Raw genomic sequence first — 22,884 nt, forward strand, 5'->3', positions numbered from 1 at the left:
CTGGCCGCCGCCGAAGCCGCCTGCCTGGCCGCCGCCGCCGAAGCCGCCACGCTGGTTGGCACCGTCGTCGGGAAGGGTCAGGGCCGGAGCAGTCTTGTTGGGCTCGTTGTACTGCATGCCGCCGCCGTACGTCCGCGGCTCACCGCCGGTGACGACTGTCAGCATGGAACCGGCACCGTAGTTGGAGATGGGCTGGGTCAACTGCTGCTGGTACTTACGAAGCTCCTGCATCGCATCAGACGTCAACTCGGGGTTTTCGCCCTTGATGAGACTGATGACCGTGCGGGGGTCCGCCTTCATAAGCGGGCACTTCTTGGTAAAGATCGGTTCCGCCGTCTTGGGCGTCTCGACCTTTGCCGTCGGCTTCTTGTTCATCGGCCTGATGATGAAGACACCGTTCTCGTCGCGCTCGGCGTAGGCGCCGGCCGCTTGGCAGACGTACTTGATGGCGTTCTCCGCCGTCTCGTCGGTCAACGAGAGGAAGATTTTCTGCAGTGTCAGCGCTTCGCTGCCGTCGACGACGAACTTGATGCCCGTCTGCCGCGTCAGCGCTTGGAGTGCGACATGCAGGTCGGCGTCTCTGAGGGTCAGGTTGATCCTCGTCGCCAACGCGCTACCGTCTTGCGCCGCGCCAAGCGCGGCCATGGCCGTCATCGCCGTGAAGCTGATCGCGGCCACGGTCGCCTTGAATGTGCTCTTCATGTTGTCCCAGTTTCCTCCAATTCCTGTCCGGCGGGCTTAGCGTCCGCCACCGAAGCCGCCGCCGAAGCCGCCGCCACCGAAGCCGCCACCACCGCCGAAGCCACCGCCGCCGAAGCCGCCGCCGCCGAAGCCGCCGCCACCGAAGCCACCACCGCCGAAGCCACCGCCGCCGAAGCCGCCGCCGCCAAAGCCGCCGCCGCCGAAGCCGCCGCCGCCGAAGCCGCCGCCGACATTCGTCGAGATTTCAGGCGAGCTCTGCATGGAGTCTTGGCCCGAGAGAAGCTGGACGAGGTGATACGGGTCGACGCTGCGAAGCGGGATCTTGATGACCGCATTGTTTTGCGCCGGAGGAGCCGTCGTGTCCGGATTCTCCGTGTTGCCGTTCGGGTTCGGCTTCAGAATGATGTTGTAGACACCGGTGTCGACGCGCCACGTCGCGTTGACCTGGTTCAGGATGTTCCGAAGCGCAGTCTCGAACGGGACGTCCTTGAGGTTCACGGTGACGAGCCCCTGCACGGTCGGGTCGACCGTGTATTGCACGTTCGCCGCCCGGAACAAGATTTTCAGGGCGTCGCGGACGTCGGCCTGGTCGAGCTCGATCGACGGGATGATGGTGTTCCGCGGGTCTTGCCCACCACCGTCCTGGGCGACCAACAGCAACGGCGCGGCGAGAATGGTGGCCGCGGCAGCCATGGTCAAAATCGACTTGATCGTGGTTTTCATAGTTCGAACATTCCTTGCTTCGTGTTTCTGACGTCTAATTCCTAGTTTCGTGTCTGATTGTACTGGATGGCCGCGGTCAATTGCCTGCTGACGCCGCCCCACCCTTGCCGCCACGGCCGGGAGGGCCGCCAAAGCCAGGGGGCGGGCCAAAGCTACCGGACGGTCGTCCGCCTGCTCCCGGAGCGCCAGCGCCGCCCGTGGCGGGTTGGCTGGTCCCGCCGAGCGGGCCCGAGAGTTCAATGTCAATGTCGCGGGGCAGTTGTCCGTCGTCGCGGCGCAGGACGGCTCGTTCCGAGTCCATTGAGACGACGCGGTACGGCGAGTTGGGAATGGACATGCCCGGCCGGATCTGGATGACTTCCGTCCCTTGGTCGAGCAGACCGATCACACCGCCCTCGCTGATGATGATGCCGGACAGGCGCCACGCTGGCTTGGGCTGGATCCGAGGCTGCTCGACGTCGGTCTCTTTCTCCGTGTCGTCGTACTCCTGCCCGAAGCCGCCGAATTCAGAGTTCAGCCGCTCGGCGGCTTGGGACTGGTCAAAGCGGTACTCCTCCGCCGTCAACGCGAAGGGGTTGCTCCGGGTGGAGAACGCCATCGTCTTGGCCTGGGTGACCGAATCGGGCAACCCGGCGGAAGGTGTCGCCCCCAGTTCCACTCCAGCGTCGGCCGGACGGGTGGTGGCGAGGGTGTCCTGGAACTTATTGACCCCGGTCACCGCGGCGTCCTGGTCAGGCACGCCGGCTTGGCAACCCGTCAGCGTGACGGCGGCCGCGACCAAGAACCACAGAGAATGTCGTTTCATCTTCGTTTCCATCCTGTCAAGCCTCAGGCGCCACCCCGGCCACCAGAAACCGGCGAGAACCCGACCGGGAGTTTCTTTCCGCCGCGGGCCGCGCCCGCCGACCCGGCCCCGGTCGAATTGGCGGCCGGAACCTCGGCCGCACCGGCGACACCGACCGGCGGCGCGACCTTGTCACCACGGACAAAGGCGACCAACGTGACGTTGTACGTCGCCGTCAGGGTCGGCGCCGTCCCATTGACGGCCAAGCCGTCGGCGACGGCCAGGTAGTTCGGCATCGACGACCACGCTTGGACGTTGTCCTTGATCTGGTCCCAAGTGCCGGTCACGGTGACCGTGCCCAGGTCGAAGACGCATGCCGGGAATTTGAACCCCGGATAGTTGTAGTAGGACTCGATGATCTGGTCCGGCTCGGTGGGGGGCTGGGGGATCGTCGGCCCCTGGATAACCTTGACCCCACCGGTCTTGACCTGCCGGTTCACCGCCGCCTGAATGCTGTCGCGGAAACGTTGCGAGTCGATGGTGAGGTGATAACGGTCGACGGCGAGGTCGATGCCGCCCATGTTGACGTCGGCAGGCGGGGTGTGCTCGGCGACGATGGCCTGCCATTCCGCACCGATCCGGCGGACCTCGGCTTCGGCGTCAGCACAGCGCTTCTTGGCCGCGGGCAACTTGTTGCCTTCGGCCTTATAGGCATCGGCAGTCTCGCGGACCATCTGCGCTTCTTGCCGGTTCGGCAGGAAGTGCCAGAAGAACCCATAGCTGAGCGCGACAAGGGCGACGGCCAGACCGACGACCAACCAGACGATAGGACTCAGTTTCATGTTTCTAAATCACGCTCCCCTAGTCGGCTTCCTCGCCACGTCGGCCACCGGCGGCAGGCGCTCCGCCACCGCTCGGCGCAGGGACGCCAGGAGGCCTGGAGCCACTCGGCGGGCCAAACGAACCGGCCCCGGGAGGCCCGAACGGGCCACCGGGACGCCCGACACCCGGGATCCCGCCACCGGTGCCGCCACCACCGGCACCACCCAACGACGCGCGGGGATCCGGCGTCCGGATGTCCTTTTGCATGGTCAAGACCATGGTCACCGTCGACCAACCCGGCATGGACTCTTTGGTCACGCCTTCCTGCCCGAAGCCGCCGACGCCCAGATAGCCCTGCTGTTCGGCCGACGCCCGCGCGATCAGCGCGTCGAGTTTGTCGATCGGGTCGGACGGCAAGGGCTGCTCACCCGGCTTGACAACGCTGCCGACCTGGTCAGTCTCCGTGATCGGTTGACGGACGGGGTCGTCCAGTTGATAGCCCGCCCGTTGGACGTTCGTCACGCCGGGCACCCGCCAAAACGCAAACGCCACGTCGGCGTACTGGCGGAAGGTCTTCAGGTGGCCGACCAACGTGACCGTGGCCGCATTCTCACCGGCAGGCTGGGCGGTCATCGAAGTCACCCGATAGAAGTCGGGGATGTACTGCATGACCTGCTCGTAGAGGTCGACGTAGGTCGAATTGTGCTTTGACATCGCCTTGGCGAGCATCAGGTTGGAGTTGATGACCTCGCCCTTCTTCGCGATCTCGTCGGCGTGGTTGGCCGTGGCCAAGGCGTCGGCGGCGGCTTGCTTGCTGGAAGCCAAGTCTTCTTTGGCCGCACGCAGGTCGGCTTCGGACGCGACTTTGAGGAACACGGCGCCGGCGATCGCGGCGACGGCGGCGACGGCACCGATCCCGGCGAAGACCGGGGCCTTGCTCTGCGTCGCGACATGGGTCGGGAGAAGGTTGAGTTTCATGGCGCGTCCTCAGTTAGAAGGCAATGTGGAGCCCGTTGCCGATCGCAACGGCGAAGTCCTGTTTCTCTTGCTGGAGATCATCGGCGTGTTTCGCCGTCACTGGAAGGCCCCTCGTCGGGTCGAAGAGGGCCGTCGGCACTCCGATGACGGACTGGACGAACTCCGCCACGCCTTTGAGACGGGCTCCGCCACCGCAAAGCATGACGGAATCGACGTCGCCTCCTTTGCTCCGGAAGTAGTCGATCGACCGCCGGACCTCGCTCACGAACTCGTCCGCAACCGCGGCCATCGCGTTCCAGAGCTTCGTCTCTTCGGGGTCAAGGCCGCTTGCAACGGGTGCCGCGGGTGCTTGCGGGGCTTCCTCGGCAGCCGGTGCGGCCGGAGCAGCCTCGTCCGCGTCGGCGAAGGGGTTGTAGGGCTGGAACTGCTGGGTCGCGAACCCAGAGTCGCCGAAGGGGTTGAACGTCGGCGCCTGGCCAGCCGTCTCGGGAATGCGGCCCTTCGCATGCTTCATCGCCTCTGCTTCCGCGAAGGGGACGGCGAGACCGTCGGCGATGGCGCGCGTGAACATCTCGCCGCCGATCGGCACCTGGCGGGGCATCACGAGTTTGCCGTCGTTGAAAATACTGATCGAACTCGATTTGTGGCCGATGTCGACGATGCAGACCCGCTTGTTGGCCAACTCCACCTCATAACCGGTGCGCAGGACGCGGGCCAGACCGAGGGGCTGGACGTCGAGGGCGGCCGGCTTCTTGCCGGCACGCTTCAGGATGTCGCGGATCGTGTTGACGGTGGACTGCGTGGCGATCGCCATCACCACGTCCATGTTTTGGGCCCCGTTGGCCGGGAAGGAAGCGAAGTCGCTGACCACGTCGCTCTCGGCGAACGGGATGTTGCGGGTGATCTCCCACTCCATGTGCTGCTTCAGCTCGGCGTCCGACATCACCGGGACTTCGAGGGTGCGGACCACGACGGAACCTTGGCCCGACAGAGAGACGACGGCGTCGCCGACACTGACGCCGGCCTGGGCGCAAACCTGCTTGAGGACGTCGCCGACCACCACCGAATCATGCACGCCGACATGGTCGACCGCCCCTTCTGGCGTCATCGCCATACCCAGGGCCGTGATCGTGGGTTGCTTGCCGGCCAATTTGACCTCCGCGACTTTAATGGTCTGACTTCCAATGTCGACCCCGACGATGCTCGTGTACTTCTTGGCCATTGAGGACTACCTGACCCCTCGACAGGGCGACGACCGCTCTCCTTGCTTGGCTTCGCAGGCGTATCCGATGATAGCATCGGGGCACTCTGGCTGTCAACTTCAAGGCGAGCGTGGCGCGATAGTATTGACGCGACCACGCCCCGGTTGGTCACAGGCTGGGCAGCCCGAAAAAGCACCGGGGCCCGGCGCGGTCTGCGCCAGGCCCCAGAGGCTTCCATACGGTCGACGTCAAGGAGACGGGGGCTGGGGAGCCCACTTCGGCGCGATGGTCTGGAAGTACACGTCCGGCACACCTGCCCTGGCGCTCGACCAGAACATCCACACGAGCGGGGGCCGGCGGCGCGTCGGGTCAAGCGGGTTGAACGCGATGTTGTACGGGTCCAGGGCCAGCGACATGTCCGATTCGTTGGCGGCCTGCTCGATCGTGACGGCCTCCTCGGCCCGCTCCGTGATCAGTCCGACCCGCGGGATGTTGGTCGCCGACGTGCCGACCACGATGTTCGGGACGAGGTTGCCGTTGCCGTCGACGCCGGTGTAGACGACACGCACGGGCCGGTCTTCCATCACCGAGGTGAAGTACACCCGTCCGTTGACGGGGTCGACCTGATAGAACGGTGCCTCCGGCGTCGCGCCGATGAACATGACCTGGAACTGCACCAGGGCCCCGTTGGCCCCGACGGCGACCGGAGTCGGCAGGTTGATGCCGTACCGGAGCGTGGTCAGGAACGGACGGGTCGCCTGGGATCCGTCGGCCGAGGTCTTCGTCAACGAGAGCACGTAGCGGTCGTAGCGGACCGGGTCGTTGTTCGCGGGCCGGGCGTTGACACTGTTGCCCCAGAAGTTCAGGTCTCCGATCAGGTTCTCGTCGGCCCGGTTCACGTCGTTCGTGGCGTAGATGCCGACAAACCGTTCGTCAAAGACTCCCGAGACGCTCCGATAGTTGCCGCCTCGGGCCGCGTTGACGCGGACGAAGGTCGGGCTATAGGTGATGAAGAGCTGCATGTTCCGCGGGACGACCGCTCCCGACAGCTTGACCGTGCCGGCGTTCGCGTCCATGTAGACCTTGCCGCCCAGTCTGCTGTCGTAGACCAGTTCCCCGTCGGTCCGGCTCACCACACGTTCGGGCGAGATCGGGTCGATGACGTCGGTCAGTGTCGCGTTGCCCGAACCGTCCACGCTGAGGTACTTCAGCCTGATGCCGGCAAGACCGGCCTCGGACATCGACCACTGCACGCCGGGGGCGAAGTAGGTGCCCGTCGCCGGGTCGACCTCGAGTTTGTCGGTGCGGTTGCTGAAGGGCAGAGTGCGGACAGACCCACCGGGCCCACCGGTCGGGGCACCGGAGACCGGGCTGGCCGCCAACCGGCCGAGGAACGTGTCGGCGAACTGGCGCCCACGGAGCTTGGCCGTGAACATCAGGTCGATGCGCGCCGCGTCGTTACGGCCCTGGTAGCGCCGCAAGATGGCGTTGGGAGCGCCGACGTTCTCGAACTGGTCACCCAGGGAGACAGACCTCACGCCCGTCCAGTTGGAACCGTCGAACGTCGAAGTGTAGATCTGGCCGAGGCCGTTGCTCGTCCCCGTGTAGAACACGGTCGCGGACGAGCCGGCTTGGACCACGCTCGGCTTACTCTTGGTCGACGTCGTGTCGAACGGCATCGCGCTGAGACCGTTCAGGACGACCCCGCCGCCGCCGAACCCGAGGTTGGCCAGCATGACCTGTTCGACCGTCGACCGGTCACCGCCCGGGCCGACCTTCGTCCCGCGGCCGACAAAGGCCAGATACTGCTGGTTCACGTCGGCACGGGAGAGTGTCGGAGACTGGAGCGGGTTGTAGGCGCCGCCGGTCGGGAAGGACGGAGACCCGAACTGGAACCCGGCCGGTCCGCGGCTCATGTCCATCGACTCGCCGGCACCGAGGGTGAACAACGTGTTGAAGTTCACGACGCCCTCCAGCGGGAAGAGCAAGGACGGGCCGAACCATCGGCTGTCCGGGGTGCCCAGGCCAGAGGAGACCGGCAAGGCGTTGTCCAGGTCGTTCATCGGGCTGTGGTCGGCCGACGGGTTCGTGCGGTCCCACACCGGAGTCGTGCCGCCGTTGGCCGAGACGAAGATCCGCCATGTGTCGCCACTGGCGAGCGAACCCGCGGTGCGGCCCGGCGTCAGCCAGTCAGGCAGGCCGGTCGCGTTGGAGCGGCGGTTCGACGCCCAGGCGACGGCCAACTGGCCACTGCCATGGCGGACGGCGGTCGGCTGGGTGTTCGACCACGTGAACGCCTCGTTCCCCGCCAGGAGATTGTCGACGTTCGGCGCCGCCTTCCGCGTCGGGGTGTTGGTCAACCGGGCCTCGCGGACGTTGAACTTCAGGGTGATCGCCGGGTCGGCGTACGGCTCGCTGACCGCCGGGTCGCTGGCCGAGGGGCCGAGCGACGGATGGTCGGCGTCCCCGTCGTTGCCGTCGTTGTCAAAGGCATACACCTTGCGCTGATAGGTGCCACTGGGGGTGCCGACCGGGACAGCCACGCCGACCTTCGGGTCGCCGGACTCGAAGCCCGCCGTCGTCGGCACGAGGGTGCCGCCCGAGACCCGCAGGTTGGCGTTGGCCCGGAACACCGGGTTGCGGCTCATCCGCGTGGGAGCGGCGTCGCCCGGACGCGGCTTCTGCAAGACCATGCGGTTGTCGACACCGGCCCTGAACGGCACGCTGTACAGCGGGTCAAGGTCGGAGATCATGTTCCGCTTCGCGTCGATCCACGCAAGTTCCTGCATCTGCGGGCCGTACAGTTCGACGGTCCGATAGACGCGGGTGAAGCCGTTGATCTTGTCGAACTCCTGGGCCAGACGGACGTTCAGCAGGTTCACGTTGCCCTGGTTGAGGACGGTGAACGGCTGGAACATCGCCGTGTTGCCGGTCGTGTAGGCCGGGTTGTACGGACGGAACGCGGAGTTCGGGTCGCTGGGTGCGATGGCGCCGTTGTCCGGCCCGCCGCTGACATGACCGTTGTAGCCGCCGCCGCTAGGCAACGAGCCAAGGTCGACGGTCGGGCTGTTCGTCGACAGCCGCCGGTCCTCGCCGACACGCGCACCGAGGGCAAAGCTGCGGTAGGCGTCTTCGGTGCCGAAGCTGTTGTTTGAACCGCCCACGTAGACGATCTGGCGTCCCCGGTAGTCCGAGGCGTTCGCCGGTTGGTACCGCGGCACGTCGACACGGATGTCGAACGGCGTGTCCACCAGCGTCCGCTGCATCTGGTTCTCGTAGCCGGCCTTCGTGTTGTAGGTCGTCCGGTCGGCTTCGGTCCAGGCCGGGCCCTCAAGGGTGACCCGGGTCAGGAGCGGGTTCGAAACGCTGCCGGAGCCGCCGACCGCGACCGACATGGACCCACGCCCGAGGTCGGGGTAGTCCAAGCTGCGGTTCGGCAAAGCCCACGGATAGTCTTCGAACTGCCCGTACTTCCAATTCGCCTTGTTCGAACCCGAGTTCAGCGGGCGGTCGACGCCGAGCTGGGTCGCCGGGTCATAGACCGGCTGGCCAGGGGCGGCGGCATCCGGCGGCAAGGTGCGGGTGTCGACCAATGGCATCCAAGCGAGGTCGTTGCTCGACATTTGGACGTTGGCGAGCCCCGTGCCCGGGCCCGTCAGCAGGGAGACCAGCGACCGGTCGCGGACGTTCATCCGCGCGACGGCGGTAGAGCCGTGGCTGACGTACTCGCCGGTGGTCGACGGGGTCGTCCCGAGGAACCCGCCCGGCTCGATGCTGTCTGTACCGCCGAACACCGGCTTCAGGAACTGGTTGGTCGGGCCGCCCACGGTGGCGAGGCCGACTCCGGTGTCGAGGCCGTTGCTGCCGTTGACGACCGCGTTCGGCTGGGTCGCGTCGATCGTGTTGCCCACGCTGTTCGGCAGGAAGCCGTTGACGGCGTCACGGGTCGGGAAGACCACGGCCAGCGGGTTCGCGACGACCACGTCGCCCACCGTCGGGCTCGGCGACTTCGGCGTGGTGCGGAGACCCGCCTCGGCCCCGCGGACGGTGCCTTGCACGGTCAGCGTGGCCCGCACGCGGACGAAGTTTCCGCCCGGCTGGGTGCCGGCCTGGCCGGTCGGCATGAACGTGACCTTATGGAGGCCGATGCCACCCTGGTTGGCGGGCGCGCCAGTCACGTTGCGGACGATGTCGGGGAACCGGGCCTGGACGCGCTGGTTCGAGTACGTGTTGAACTCAAGCTGGTATCCGGCCGTCGGCGAGTCGGTCGTCGACGGGATGTTCCAGACCATGACGTAGAGGGTCTCGCCCACCTCGAAGTTGCGGCGTTGGATGCCTCCACCGGTCGCCGCGGTTTGCACGGCGGCGTAGGTCAAGGAGCCTTGGTTGGCCTTGGAGAACAAGGACTGGTACTCGTCCGGCGACACGAGGACGACGTTGGTCGACGAGATGAAGCTCAGGTCTTGCGCGGTCACCCCGTTGTTGGGCCCGTCGGTGATCGGCGATTGGCCGGGCGTGATCGGAGCCGTCGAGTTGTCGTCGTCCACCGACGAGAAGGCGTAGAGGAACCCCTTGGAGTCGCCGATGTAGAGGTGGCTTCGGTTCGCCGGGAATCCCGGCTGGTTCGGCCATCCACCGGACGCAAAGGACGCGACCGGGTTGCTGCCCTGCATGGTCAGCACCCAGTTCCGGTGCGAACCGTCGGAATAAGTCCGGCCGTCGGCGAGGAATCCCAGGCACTCGCCGCGCCGGTTGGCGACGACGATGGTCGGCTGGGCGTCCTCAAGCAAGATCGGCGTCGCCGGGTTCGGTTGGCGCATGTGGGTGAAGACCAACGACGAGTCGCAACGGGTGCTGACCTCACTGGTCTGCCAGCGGACATTGCCGTTCACCGGGTCGAGCGAAAGCAAGACCCCCCGTCCGTCGACGAAGAACACCGAGTCCCAGTTGCCCGGGTCGGCCGGGTTGACCAACGAACCGCTGACCGCCGCCGGGCTGCACGAGCCCATGTAGCCAAGGGCCGTCGCCGTGTTGTCGACGGTGCGCCGCCAACTCAGGACACCCGTGTCGAGGTCAAGGGCGTTGATCTCCCCGAGGGTCGGGTCGGCCATGGTGGCCGCGCCGAAGAACACCTTTCCGAACGCGATGGCCGGAGTCGCTTCGACCTGGCCGAAGTTCGAGATCGCGGCCGGATATTGCCAGATGACGTTCGTCGTCTTGCTTACCGGGTTGCCAGCGGCGTTCAGGGCGAGGATTTTGCCCGCGACCGCGACGATGACGGCGTCTTGGCCCGCCACGACGGCTCCGGCGACCGAAGCCTTGACCGGCGGCAGGGCCGCGGCAAACGGGGTCGTCGGGGCGTCAGGCCGGAAGTCGTCGGGGTAAGTCCAGCGGCGTCGGGTCGTGCCGTCGCCGCGGCCCGCCATCTCGATGCAATAGACGCGGCCGTTGTCCGCCCCGATGTAGAGCAGGTCGACTGCGCCGACTTTCATGACCAGCGCCGAACTCAGGTTGAACTTGGTCGGCATCGTCGCGACCCGCCCGTCTTCGCTCAGCGAGGCGTTCGGGTCGGTGGCCGAGACTTCACTCGGGTACGTCCAGAAGACCTTGGGTTGCGAGCCGGTGGTCGGGTCGCCGTGGGCGTCCATGCACCGGATATGCCCCGTCTCGTCGGCGGTGACGACCACGTCGCGGGTCGCCAAGGTGGCACCGTCGCGGACATCGGCCGAGACCATCGCCGGGGTCGAGCTCATGGACAGGTCGGACTGGGTGACGAAGCGCACCGCGTCGGCCACGACCCGTCGGCCCTCGATCACGTCCTGCGCGACCGAGCTATGGTCGGTGACGACGACGGAAAGGGGCATCGCCGCGGAATGCTCGGCGCCTTGCGTGCCGACGCCAGGCAGACGGATCCAACCGCGCTGGGTGGACTCGTTGATCGTCACCGAGTCGATTTGGACACCACCGCGGAACACCTGGACCTCGACGTTGGTGGCCAGGTCGACGGCCGGGGCTCCCGGCGGGACATAGACGTCGATGTAGTAAGTGCCGTCGGCAAACTCGTCGGCCTTGAACCGGACGCCACCGGTGACCGAAGCGCTCACCGGGCTGGTCTGATAGGTCGATCCCAACGGACTGTACGAGAGGTCGATTCCCTGGATGAAGTTGCCCGATGCCGACGTGAGGGGGTTCAGGTCGTCGACCACGCGGCGGACTTGGGCCCGCGTGTCGGCCGTGCTCGGGCCGACGATCCAGTCGGCCAGTTCCGTGGCGAACCGCTCCTTCTCAGCGGTCGAGACGTCGTTGGGCCGTCGCCCAGGCCACGACCACACCATGTTGCGGCGCAGGGGCGCGAAGGCGTCGACGACCTCGCCGTTGTGGGTGAACGAGGTGACTTCGCCGACGGTGAACGTCTGGCCCAGGGACCCGACCGTGACCGGCTCGTTCCGAGCCGAGACGACGCGCTGCGGGAACACGGTGGGGCCACCGATGTACGGGGCGTTCAGGAGTTCACCGACCACGGGCGAGGCGACATAGCCCCCCGTGAGCGAACCCGAAGCTTCGGCGCGGACCGCGTCGGCATAGACCAACTGGTTGACCGGGTTTGCACCTGGGTCCAGGAACTGGCCGTCGGTGCCCCGAGGCACGGTGTTGTAGAGCCTGACCGCGATCTGGCCCAAGGCGTCGGCGGTGTAGAGCTTGGTCTCCGCCTCGCCAAACCGGACGAACGAGCCGCCGACGGTGGAGTCCACGATGCGGACGTCCGTCCCGTTGGCGTCGACAATGTCAAAAACGTAGTACCGCTGGCCGTAGTGCAGCGGGTTTGCGCCCGAGACCGGCGTGGTCGGCACGGTGTTCGTCCCGCCGACGGGGACGCTGGCGGAGACGGCGTACTCCGCCCCGGGGATCAGGCCGGTGATCGTCCACCGGTAGGTGGTCGTCGCGCCGGTGCGGGCGTCCGTCGAATTGAGCGGCTGCGCCACCGTGGTCGCCCAGCGGTAGGGCGCGTGGAGCACGTCGGTCTGGTAGTAGCCCGTGGCCAGGTCGATGAAGTCGTTGCCTGCCGCGATCGGCGCGGGGTTCACCCACGAGAGCGGGGGCGACTCCACCGTGTTCGGGGCGTCGTTGTCGACGACGCCGCCCAAGGAGAAGATCGGGTCCCACCACCGCAAAAACCCTCGGCCCGCGTTGTTCCACACGGTCTCCGCCACCACGGTGCCGGTCTGGACCGTCGCCTTGCCGGTGCGCTGGGCGCCTCCCCGGTGCGTGCGGAAGTCCTGCGCCCCGGCGAAGATCGCCAGCAGGGCGGTGGCAGCCACCAGAAGCGGGCCAAGCTTGGCCTTGCCTTTGGTGGTCGTCGATGATTGGCGGCGAGGTTCCATATGCTGCTTATTGCCGTTCGGCAAAGACGGGGGACACCAGTCCACGGGTGCCGGACACTGGCGGGAGCTCGAATTTCACGCTGGTCGCGGTGAACCCAAGGTTTGGTCGGTTGAACCCGAACCCGGGGTCAAGGGGCCCCGTGGCCCCCGACGCGAAGCTGCCGTCGACCAGCACGACCTCGCCGTTGAACTCCGCGTTCGAACCGAACTTAGTGCCGAAGTAGTTGTTGACGATCAGGACGTCGCCCGACTCCAACCGGCGGGCATAGGTGGGCCGGAACTGGGCGGGGTTACCGGAGAGGTCGGCCGCCGAGTACGGGCCCGCCGTCCGAGGGCGGCGCATCCCGACGTAGGCTTCCTTGGGCAACATCCACCGGGCGCGCCACACCGGTGCGCCGGGGTTCGACGTGTCCTTCACGATCTCGTACACGCCGGAGCTGACCGTCACCATGATGGCGATCGTCGGTGTCCCGCCCATGTCCACGTAGCGGACCGTGGTCGACCTCAGTCCCGCGAATTGATCCACGTGCTCGTCCTGGTTGGTGGACGGCAAGTTGAACGAGTAGGTTCCCGATCCAGGCGGGTTTTCACCTAAGAACTGGCCGGCCACCGCGCCGGCGACGGTGAACTGCTTGATCACCTCGGTGTTGCCACCGTCGTAGAGGACGATGCCGCCGAAGCCGTTGTGGCGGTCGACGTCCTGGCCGGTGCCGTCGAGGCCGACGGTCACCTTGCCCGGCTGGATGTTGCCGAAGCCGAACGCGAACACGGTGTGGCGGCCGGCGCCCGAGCCGACGTCGACTCGACCGATGCTGTTGTAGCTGTAGAGCTTGCCGGAGAACTCCTCGGGCGTGTGCCAGACGATGACGCTCTGCGCCGTCGTGTAGCCGTCTCCCTCGTCATCGGGGACCCCGCCCGCGACCTTGTAGCGGACCGGACCGAGGACGCGGCCGAAGCTGTCCAAGCGGTAGCGATCGACGACTTCGATCACCCGGTTGTTGCCGGAGTCGGCGACCAAGACGTGGTCCCAACGCTCGGGCGTGGGGGCCTGGCGCAGGACCTCGCCCGGGAACAGCGCGGCGACCTCGGCGATCGACTTGGTGTCGGTGAAGGTCGCGATGTCGCGCGGGTTCCTCAGGCTGAGCGACTCGTTGTCGACCATCCCAGCCGGGACACGCTGCGGGTGCAGGCGGAGCCGGTTGATCGTGCGGAGCTCGCGGCCCGCGGCGTCGATCTTGATCACCTGGTCCGATCCGGCGTCGACCACCCAGTATCCGTTGGAGTCGGCGGGATAGACACGCACGGGGTCGGAGAGCGGACGCAGGTTGTTGGCGTTGGTCACGGGCTGGCGTGGTCCGGCCGACAGGGTCGTGTCCGTCGTCCACAGCGGGTTGCCGTTGGCGTCCCACCGCCCGATGCGGCCAGCGTCGGCGACCAAGAACTCACTGCGGCTGAAGGCATGCAGCGTGCTCTGGCCCAGGACGCTCAGCACGTCGCCGCCAGCCCCCATGGTCAAGGCGACCGGGTCGGGCAGGGTGGCCTGCAAGATACGGGTGCGGAAGTCGCTGACGTCCTCCATGCCGTTGGTCTGAGGCCAGCGGAACGCCGGGTCGATGCTCACCCCGACGAAGCTGTTCGGAGCAACGACACCCTTGACCGCGTAGAGCTGGTTCTCCCACGGCTTGAGGGAGTTGCCAAAGAGGTAGGGGTCGTTGCCCGCGATCTGAGAGTCGATGCCGTAGATCAGGCCGTTCGTCGGCAAGGGGAACGACGGGACGCCGGACACGAGCAACCCGGGCAGGATGCTCGCCCCGCCGATGAACATCGTCTGGCCGGTGACGAGCGGCCCGGTGGACGCCGCGTAGCCGTTGAGCACGGTGTACCACTGCAGGTGGCTGAACTTCCCTGCCGCGTAGCCAGGCGTGAAGTTCGCGCCACCGTACGTCCACGTCGCCGACGCTTCCGGTTGGACAAGCTGGTCGGTGGACGTCGTCCCCCGCTTGATGACCAAAGGCAAGTTCGTCGAGATGCACGAGGACATCGTGCCGTTGGACGACGCGGTCAGGCTGTCCAGTGTGACGCGGACGCGGCTTGACCCAGGCGACCGGTTGAGGCTGACCTTGCTACCGCCGGTCACGACCGCACTGAACGCGGTCGGATTGGCCTGGTTCAGGCTACGGGCGAGGTCGGGCTGTTGGATGGTCAGGAGCGGCTCAGGCTGGCCCGCGGCCGGGGCCGGGCTCTCGACCTCGAACTGCACCGGATCGGGGTTCGCTTTGAACGCGAACACCACCGAAGTCGGGACGCCTTGGCCGAACACCGTCTTGACGCCACTGGCGACGCAATACATGGTGTCGCCGATGACCGCCGGGGCGGACGCGAACCGCAACCTGGTGATCGGGGTGTCCAGGATGAACGAGCCGCCGAGGAAGAGGAGCTTCTTGACGAGGTCGTCCTCGTCGGTGACGCACGGCGGATACGTGACGTTGCCTTGGCCCAGCACGTTGAACCCGGTGCTGATCGAACTGTACAGGTCGTAGCGGGTCTTGACGTCGAAGACGCCGCGACCGCTCTCGACAAGGTTGTAGAAGGTGCCGCCGGGCACGCCCGCGTTGGTCGTTGTCGAGACCGTGACGCCGATGTGGCCGTCTGTGCCGAGGGCTGGGCTACCGATGACCTTTCGCGAATACAACGAGTTGTCGACGAAGTTGAGGTTGCCACGGACATAGCTCCGCGGATCGACCGTCGAACTCTGGCTCCAGTCGATGGTGTAGTCGATCCGGAACCCGATGTCGTCGGCCGGGTTGGTCGTCGCCTTGCCGTCCCAGTCAAGACCCGAGGCGACGCCCGCCGCCGACAGGGAAAGTTCGACCGTGCCCGGACTCGGTTGGATCACCGTGTTGGTGAAATACGTCTCCATCTCGGCCTGGGTCAGCGGCGCGCCGTTGGCGCGGAGGGCGGTGACGTGGAGGCCGAACGGGCTGCTTCCGAGCAAGACGGGCAGGTTGGTGTACTTCGCCCGGAGGTTGATGGTCACCTGGGAGCCGGTCCGGGAGACTTGGCCCGCGCCAGGGGACTCACCGCGGGTGCTCAGCCAGGTGCTGCTGATGCCGCACGGCCGGTTGTTGGCCGGGTCGGAGTCCATCGCGGTGTAGACGACGCGGTCGGCGCCGTTCGAGTTGTCGCGGATGGGGATGTAGCCGACGGTCGGTGTCGCCGTGGGCGTGAAGAGGCTGCCCACGCCCTTGACCAGCCAGGGGTTCGACGTGCTGCCGGGGTTCTCCCCGTCGATGACGCTCACGGCCCAGAGGCGGCCGGAACTGTCGCTCGACGACTTGTCGGCGACCACGACAAAGTTCTCGTGGACGGCCGGCGCGAAGGGTGTGCCGAAGGGCACGGTGCCCCCTGCGGGTGCGCTGATGGACTTCAGGAGCGTCCCGGTCTTGAGCGAGAAGACACGCAGGGTGTCGTCCGAGCCGAGCACCCAGATCTGTTCGGTGTCACCGAGGGTGGTGTTCGGCACGTCGACGATCACCGGTGACGAGAGGGTCGCCCCCGCGTCAACCGTCGGCCACAGCTGGACATATGGGTCGGTGGCGTTGGCCGGGGTGCCCTCGGACGGGTTCGCGAGGAACGCCGCGATGCGGGAGCCGCTCGTGACGACGACTTTGCCCTTGGCGACCGCCGGGGTGTTCAGGCTGGTGTAAGACCCGCCGACCTTGAACCGTTCGATGAGCGGGGCAGGGACGGTTCGCCGCACACTGTTCGAACGGCGGGCGCCGCCCGCCTGGCTGTTGAAGTCACTCGACAGGTTGACGAGGTTAAACGCGAACTTAGCCGCCGCAGAAAACCAGTTGTCGTTGGGCGGCAGAAGTGAAGTGAAACCGGTGTTCGCCGACCAGCCGGAACCGGGCGAGTTGGGGTCGAAGCCACGGTTCAAGTTGGCGGTGACGCCACGGGTGGTGATGACGACGCTTCCGGAGCCGATGCGGGCCAGACCGACCACGCCGCCGGCCGAGGTCGCGACGACATTGCCCATGCGGGGCAACCCTTCGGTGAAGTCGGCCATGACCTGGTTCACCGAGGTCGTCGGCAGGGCGAGGACCAGGGTCTGGGCGACACTCGGGTCGCGCAGGTAGTTGATGTCGGTCGTGTTCAGCGCGTTCGGATAGCGCAACAACTGGTTGCCGAGGTCAGCGAAGAGGTTGCCGTTGTCCGAAGCCGTGGTGAAGAGGACGGGGCCCGAGTTGGCCGGGTCGATGCCGAAGGCTCCGCTGGGCCACAAGTCGATCCAGAGGATGCCGCCCTGGTCCACGAACCGGCGGAGCTTCTCACGCTCGCTAGGGGTCAGGGAGAGGCCGTTGCGGACGGTCAGGGAGAGGACGTCGAACTGGGCGAGGGTCGACTCGCTGACGTCGCCGAGGACGACCTCCCAGTAGGGGGCGTCACGCTTGGTCAAATGCCGAAAGCTGTTCGCGGGCATGCCCCAGCGTTGCGCGGCCGCGGCGGTGAGGGTCGTCTGGCCGATGGGGTTGTCGAACGAGAGTCCCGCCGGTTTGACCCGGGTGTCCCGGTCAAGCTGGCCCCAGACGTGCGGCGTCGGGTTGTAGAGTTGGCCCCCGTTGACCTGGCTCGCGACGAGGAGGACACCGGCCTGCACCGACTTCGTCTTGGTCGCATAGGTGACCGGTTGGGCGAGGCCAAGGCACGCGGACGCGGCCAGGGCCAGGCTCAGGACATAGCGTGCTACGTTCACGGGTTCACGTCTCCAAAGAAGGCCAGGGTCGGTGAGACCGGCAGCCGCGGCATCGGGGGCAACAGCCTCCCCGCCGCGTCGGTCCTCACCGGGACGAGGGCCGGCGACACCGCGTCGGCCGGGACGCCCGCCGTCGCGAGCATCGGGTCATAGATCAACTTCAGGTTGGGCGCCACGGACGCGGCGACGTTGGGGTCGACCGTGCCGAGGTGCATCTGCGGCGAGTAGGTGCCCGTCGCGGCGAACCGGCGCGGGATCCAGCCCCACTTCTTCAGCCACTCGGCCTGTTGGCTCACCGGCGCAGGCATGTTCTGGCTGATCGCGCCGACGATGGTGATCCGCACGTCGAGCGGCTCCCCGTAGAACGGCACCTCGGGCGAGTTGCCGTACTGCTGGTAGCGTTCAAGCTGGGCTTGGGCGAGGGCGTTGCCGCCGCCGTAGTTGACGGTCGTCGTGTTACCGCCGAGGGCGACCACCCGGCTCTCGAACCGGGGCCTCGTGTCCAGCGGGTTCGTGTTGAACCAGTTGCCCGGGATCACGAAGAACGAGCCTTCCTGGGCGTAGAGGCACGCCTCGACCCTGACGTCGAACGGGGCCACCGCGGTCCGGCTGACGAGCCAGTTCTTCGTCGCACCGCCGCCGACCGGGTTCAACCGCAGGTCGAAGAAGGTCGGGTCCTGCATCGACAGCGCGTACAGGCCCTCGGGGTTGCTGCCCGTCGAGACCAGTTTCCGCGTCAGCGGGCTGTAGGCGTTGAAGTACGAGCCGTTGAGCGGGCTGTAGAGGGGCGTCGCCACGGTCATGAACTTCGGATAGGCGTTCACACCGGCGTCGCCGAGCCCGAGCACCGGGACGTTCCACGGCGCGGGCGGGGCGGGTGGCGGCGGCGGGGTGAAGAACGACCCGGCGTCGTTGAAGTACTCCGTGGCATAGACTCCCGACGAGCCCATGAAGTTGTACCGGGCGGGCCACAGGTAGGTGCCCGTCGACGGGGAGCTGTCGGCAAAGGTGCCGGTCGAGATGTCCAGCGAGGCAAAGGACGGGCCACCGTCGTCGGCCGCGACCGAGAACAGCAACCGCGAGACCATGGGACGACCCGCCGCGGCACCGCCTTCGGCGTAGTACCGCATGTACGGCAACCAGTTCGACGGGTTGGCGCTGACCGGGTTGAGCAGGAACTGCGCCATGAGGCGGAGGTTTGAGCGGGTGCCGTCGAGTTCGACCGGGTTCGGCGTGTCGGCCACTCCCTCGCCGCTCTTGGCCTGCGGGCTCTCGCCCGGCGCCGGCGCAAAGAACTGCGTCGGGTTCAGGGTCACGTAGTCCTTCGCGAGGATGGCGAGGGCCGAGTGGCTCGGACGGCCCAACGTGGAGGCGTTGCCGGTGGCGGCGTCACGACCCACGACCCCTCGGACAAGGCTGCCTTCGATGTAGGCGGTGCCCATCGTCACAAGGGTGACTTGCACGTCGGTGGGGATGACGCCCCGGGTGCGGACGTCGCCCGCGGCCAGGATGACACCGTTGAACTCCTGGGCCACGGCGCGGCCGTTGACCGTCCAAGACTTGAACGCGTTGTCAGAGATGTTGGGGTTGAAGTTGGGGGCCTCGACGTCGTTGACGATATACGTCTTGTTGTCCGCCGCGACATAACGCGTCCAGTAGTGGACCGAACTGACGTTGCCCCGGGGCTGGCCGTTGACGGGGTCGGTCCACGTCGTGCCGCCGGTCTCCGGATAGCGCCAGAACTTGTTCCGGGAGCGCGAGTCGCGGGTGATGACGAACCCGTCCGGTGTGAAGAGCACGTAGCTCGCCACGGGGATGTAGTACGGGCCCTGCCACCCACGGCTGTTCGCGTTGTTGGGGTTCAGCCAGTCGTTGGGGAGCGCCTTCGACGGGTCGAGGTTCTCTCGGTCTTCCTCCGTCTGACGGTTGCCCCGCTCCGGCGAGTCGATGTAAACACCTCGGCCGTAGCCCCAGGAACCGACGTTGAAACCGTCGGCGTTCAGGCGGCCGTTCGAGCGGGTGAGGTTCTCGTAGCGGTTGCGGTTGTCCGCCGGGTCCAGGCGGTCGATCAGCGGGGGGTCTTTGTAGGGGACGCTCCGGATGTAGCCGTCGGCGTCAGTCCCTTTGTTGCTGTCGACCAGGGCCCCTTTGGCCGTGGTGAACTGCGGGTTGTCCGACGACATCGCGTTGCCGACCAGGGTCATCGAACCGGCGGCGTCGAGCTGGAACTGGTCCGCCGCTTTGTTATAGAGGAAGCTCTTGATGGAGAGGCTCGCCGCGTCGTTGCCGGGGGTGACCTTGCCGGCGACAAGCAGCTTCTCGTCGAGGGCACGGTTCAGGACAAAGCTCGTCGAGCCGTAGAACTTGACGTCGGCGTTGCTGTAGAGCGAACTCAGACCGGGGACCTGGGCCCAGTCAGCGGTGCTGCCCGGCATAGACGTGGCGCCGAAGTCTTCGCCCAGAGCGTTGGGGATACGGACGTCGGTGCCTTCGTAGGTCACGCCGACGTTGGTGTTGTTGTTCCAGAACGGCGACCCAGGAAGGGTGGACGGCGCCCCGATCTCGGCGGCGCGGGTCTGCTTGTCTTTGTTCGTGATGAACATCGCCGACTCCACGATGCCGATGGACGCGAGGGCGGTCAGCTTCTTGCTGTCGGTCACCTGGGCGTCGGCCGCCTTCAGTTTGCCGACGGCGGCGGCGAGGGCGGCCGCGTCGGGCAGGCCGAGGATCTGGACAGAGTCACCGAGCAACAGGCTCGGGTCGACCCGACCGTCGGTCGTCGTCTGGCCGCTGCGGCCCACCGACTCGATGATCGTGTAGGCGCGTGCGGCGCCAGGCTGGCGCAGGCTGCCGGTCGGAGCGGCGAACGCGTCATAGTCGGACGGTGCGTAGCGCACCCGGACCAAGGCCCGGCCACGGCTGAAACTCAGCTTGGAGTAGGGCCCCAAGTAGTCGGGCCCGCCCAGATCGGTGATCTGGATCGTCGGCCGCGCGGGGTCGGGCGTCACCTGCATGTAGGTGCCGGGCCTCGTGTAGTAGGCGTCCGGGTCGCGGGTGAAGTTGCCGCTCATCGCCGGCGGGGTCGGGTCGGGCCTCCAGTCAGCGCCCAGCGCCGAGTTCAGCATCTGGCTGTGGGCGTACTCGGCCCCGGCATGGGCCAAGTCTTCGGTCACGGTGCGCTTGGCCGAACGGCTCGCGCCGCTGATGTTGCCGCTGACCACGCCCGCAAAGGCCAGGCCAAGGATCAGCAAGACCGCCAAGATGATGATCGCGATGACCAGGGTCTGGCCGGCGTGCCGCCGATGCTGAATCGGTCTCCGTCGCTGGATGTCCATGTTCCTCAAAGCGCCTTATCTCACCGCGTTGCGGACCGCCACTGTGCCACGGACCGTCACGATCTGCGGATAGGGGACTGTCGTCTGCGGATAGTTGTGGATGGTCAAGACGACCTCCATGAGTTCCGACGAGTCGTAGCTGACGGCCACGGCGTCGTTGGGCTCAGTGAATTGGAAGCGGTAGGCCACGAAAATGTTCCCCGCCGGGATCGGCTCGCCGAAGCGGCTGTTGAGCTCGATGTAGCCCGCCCGGTAGCGCTCTTGGAGCACGCCCGAGAGGAAACTTGTGAAGTTCATGACCTTGGGGTCGTAGTTCACGCCGCCGAACCCGAAGAGTCCGGCCCAGTCCGGCTCTTTGCGGTCGACGTAGTTGATCTTGTACTGGTTCGGCCCGACGGGGATCGACTCGACGTTCGGGACGCGGGTGTAGCGCACCAGCCGGCCGTAGTTGGGGCCCGGAGTCTGGTCGGGGCCGTAGACCTCGTCGCTGCCCGGCGTGACCGAGGCCCGGTGGAACCCGAAGCCGGGAGAAAGCGGTCCCATCGTGTTGCCACTGCCCCACTGCGGATACTCACCGAGATAGATCGAGCGCTTGACGCCGAACGGGCCTTCTTTGGCCGGTGCCTGCGCCGGGTTGGGCCACAGGCCTTCCCACTGGTTCCACAGACGGGCATACCGCTCGTTGATGCCGGTGAAGGTGTACCAGTCGGGGCCGGACTTGTAGAAGGCGTCGGCCGGGGTCACGGCCGGGCCGGTGTCGAGGCCAGGGTCGGCGCCCGAGCTCGGCACCCGGTTCGCCCACGCCACTGACTCGTCGGTGCCCCACTCCTGGATCGGGAAGCTCGCCAAGACCTTGCCCGAGCGCGGGTCAGGGACGACGGGCAGGAAGAGGTCGGGCGTGGTCGAGGCACCGGCCATGACCGCCTTGGTGAACGGGTATGCCGCGCCGGCCGACTTCATGCGCATGTAGGCGCCCGCGTCGAAGAAGTCACCGGTGAAGCCGCCTACCCCGCTGAGGACGAGCGACCCCGTCACGCCAGGTCGGAGGACCAGGCTGCCGACGGACGGGTCGGCGGCCGGGCGCACCGCACCGGCCGAGGCGTCGCCCGCACCCCACGTCGTCGGGACACGGCTCGGCCACAGTTGGACGGTCGCGTTGGCCCAAGAGGCGTGCTCGGTCGAGTACACGTCCGGCCCGATCTTCTGGGCGTTGTCGTTCTCTTCGCCGCTGCGCACCGCCAGCATGCCCTTGCTCGGCTCGCTGGAGACCCGGGTCGGCTGGAACCGCGCCGTGCTGGAGACCACCGGGTTGCCCGAGGCGTCGAACAGCACGCTGCCGTTGCTCTTGTTGACCTCAGGCAAGACCATGTCGTAGCGGCTGATCTCGGTGACGATCCGGGCCGCCCGAAGCCAGTTGTTGACCATCGCGCCCTTATTGGCCGGGTCATAGGGCATCGCCGTCGCGTAAGCCGGGTACGCGACCGACGGGTCCATGAAGTCGGGGTCGTCGTATCCCGGGCCGGAGGTGTTGGGGTCCGCGTCCCGGTCAAGGTCATAGAAGTAGTCGGAATTGACGACCCTCGTCGGAGTCCCGCCGATGTTCACCCACTTGTAGACGGGGACTTCGGCGCGGTAGAGGACATAGAGGTTGTCCTGGCCGCTCGTGCCCGCCAGCCATGTGCCGCCGCCCGGGTTCTTGTAGGTCACCCACGGGTTGTTGTACGGCGAGAACGGGTCGCGCAGGGCGACGAAATACCGGACCATCGTGTCGCCAGCCCCGACCGGCAGGACGGCCTGGCCTTTGGGGGCCTTCAGGGTCGGGTCGACCTTGCCGGTGTCCGGGTCGATGAACGCGGTGCCGACCCGCGCCCCGGGGTCGCCTTGGGCGGGCGGGAAGATGTCGAGCTTGCTGAACGGCAACAGCAACCGGCGGTCGGTGCGGTCCAGACCAGGCAGGTGGACGGCGCACATCCCCGCGAGATTGGTGTTGTCACGCACCGCGGCGGCGTTGTTGACCTCGCGTTGGACCCGCGCGATGAGCGTCCTCGCCTTGGACTGGGCGTCGGCAAAGCCTTGGCCCGCCCGGGTGAGGTTGAAGCTCTGGACGACGGGGACAACGATGATGGTCAGCAGGATGGCGGTGACCGCCATGACCGTGATGAGTTCGATGAGCGTGAAGGCGCGTCGTGCACGCATGTCG

The 22,884-nt window shown here is 66.9% G+C and carries 9 protein-coding genes; all 9 read right to left on the minus strand.

Annotated features, from left to right (window positions below; translation table 11 throughout):
* Positions 1–738 precede the first annotated feature (738 nt).
* The 9 genes from KF857_07645 to KF857_07685 all read right to left on the minus strand — a co-directional run bounded on the left by KF857_07645 (position 739) and on the right by KF857_07685 (position 22,880).
* Positions 739–1,425 carry a hypothetical protein gene (locus KF857_07645; protein ID MBX3111867.1) on the minus strand — a complete coding sequence of 229 codons (687 nt, stop codon included), beginning with the start codon at positions 1,423–1,425 and terminating at the stop codon, positions 739–741.
* 76 nt (positions 1,426–1,501) lie between these two features.
* The gene (locus KF857_07650) at positions 1,502–2,230 is read right to left on the minus strand and encodes a hypothetical protein (protein ID MBX3111868.1); all 729 of its coding nucleotides are present in this window, start codon (positions 2,228–2,230) and stop codon (positions 1,502–1,504) included.
* A 23-nt stretch (positions 2,231–2,253) separates the two neighbouring features.
* On the minus strand, positions 2,254–3,051 hold the full coding sequence (locus tag KF857_07655; GenBank protein MBX3111869.1) for a hypothetical protein: 798 nt from the start codon (positions 3,049–3,051) through the stop codon (positions 2,254–2,256).
* Between the two features lie 19 nt (positions 3,052–3,070).
* A complete protein-coding gene (locus tag KF857_07660) occupies positions 3,071–4,009 on the minus strand; it encodes a hypothetical protein (GenBank protein ID MBX3111870.1) in 939 nt (312 codons plus the stop codon).
* Positions 4,010–4,022: 13 nt separating this feature from the next.
* Positions 4,023–5,231: a type IV pilus assembly protein PilM gene (pilM, locus tag KF857_07665; protein ID MBX3111871.1), complete on the minus strand. Its 1,209-nt coding sequence runs from the start codon at positions 5,229–5,231 to the stop codon at positions 4,023–4,025.
* Between the two features lie 228 nt (positions 5,232–5,459).
* Complete coding sequence (locus KF857_07670; protein MBX3111872.1) at positions 5,460–12,593, minus strand: PQQ-binding-like beta-propeller repeat protein; 7,134 nt, start codon at positions 12,591–12,593, stop codon at positions 5,460–5,462.
* 7 nt (positions 12,594–12,600) lie between these two features.
* Positions 12,601–17,349: a hypothetical protein gene (locus KF857_07675; GenBank protein MBX3111873.1), complete on the minus strand. Its 4,749-nt coding sequence runs from the start codon at positions 17,347–17,349 to the stop codon at positions 12,601–12,603.
* A complete protein-coding gene (locus KF857_07680) occupies positions 17,346–20,684 on the minus strand; it encodes a hypothetical protein (GenBank protein MBX3111874.1) in 3,339 nt (1,112 codons plus the stop codon). Before KF857_07680 ends, KF857_07675 begins: the two co-directional genes overlap by 4 nt.
* A gap of 15 nt (positions 20,685–20,699) precedes the next feature.
* The gene (locus tag KF857_07685) at positions 20,700–22,880 is read right to left on the minus strand and encodes a prepilin-type N-terminal cleavage/methylation domain-containing protein (protein MBX3111875.1); all 2,181 of its coding nucleotides are present in this window, start codon (positions 22,878–22,880) and stop codon (positions 20,700–20,702) included.
* Positions 22,881–22,884: the final 4 nt, after the last annotated feature.

It is taken from the genome of Fimbriimonadaceae bacterium, assembly GCA_019638795.1.
In the GTDB taxonomy this organism is placed as follows: domain Bacteria; phylum Armatimonadota; class Fimbriimonadia; order Fimbriimonadales; family Fimbriimonadaceae; genus JAHBTB01.

What these genes read in the sequence shown, in the direction of transcription:
- KF857_07645 (MBX3111867.1), bottom strand. Translation starts at nt 1,425, where the DNA reads ATGAAAACCACGATCAAGTCGATTTTGACCATGGCTGCCGCGGCCACC.
- KF857_07650 (MBX3111868.1), bottom strand. Translation starts at nt 2,230, where the DNA reads ATGAAACGACATTCTCTGTGGTTCTTGGTCGCGGCCGCCGTCACGCTG.
- KF857_07655 (MBX3111869.1), bottom strand. Translation starts at nt 3,051, where the DNA reads ATGAAACTGAGTCCTATCGTCTGGTTGGTCGTCGGTCTGGCCGTCGCC.
- KF857_07660 (MBX3111870.1), bottom strand. Translation starts at nt 4,009, where the DNA reads ATGAAACTCAACCTTCTCCCGACCCATGTCGCGACGCAGAGCAAGGCC.
- pilM (MBX3111871.1), bottom strand. Translation starts at nt 5,231, where the DNA reads ATGGCCAAGAAGTACACGAGCATCGTCGGGGTCGACATTGGAAGTCAG.
- KF857_07670 (MBX3111872.1), bottom strand. Translation starts at nt 12,593, where the DNA reads ATGGAACCTCGCCGCCAATCATCGACGACCACCAAAGGCAAGGCCAAG.
- KF857_07680 (MBX3111874.1), bottom strand. Translation starts at nt 20,684, where the DNA reads ATGGACATCCAGCGACGGAGACCGATTCAGCATCGGCGGCACGCCGGC.
- KF857_07685 (MBX3111875.1), bottom strand. Translation starts at nt 22,880, where the DNA reads ATGCGTGCACGACGCGCCTTCACGCTCATCGAACTCATCACGGTCATG.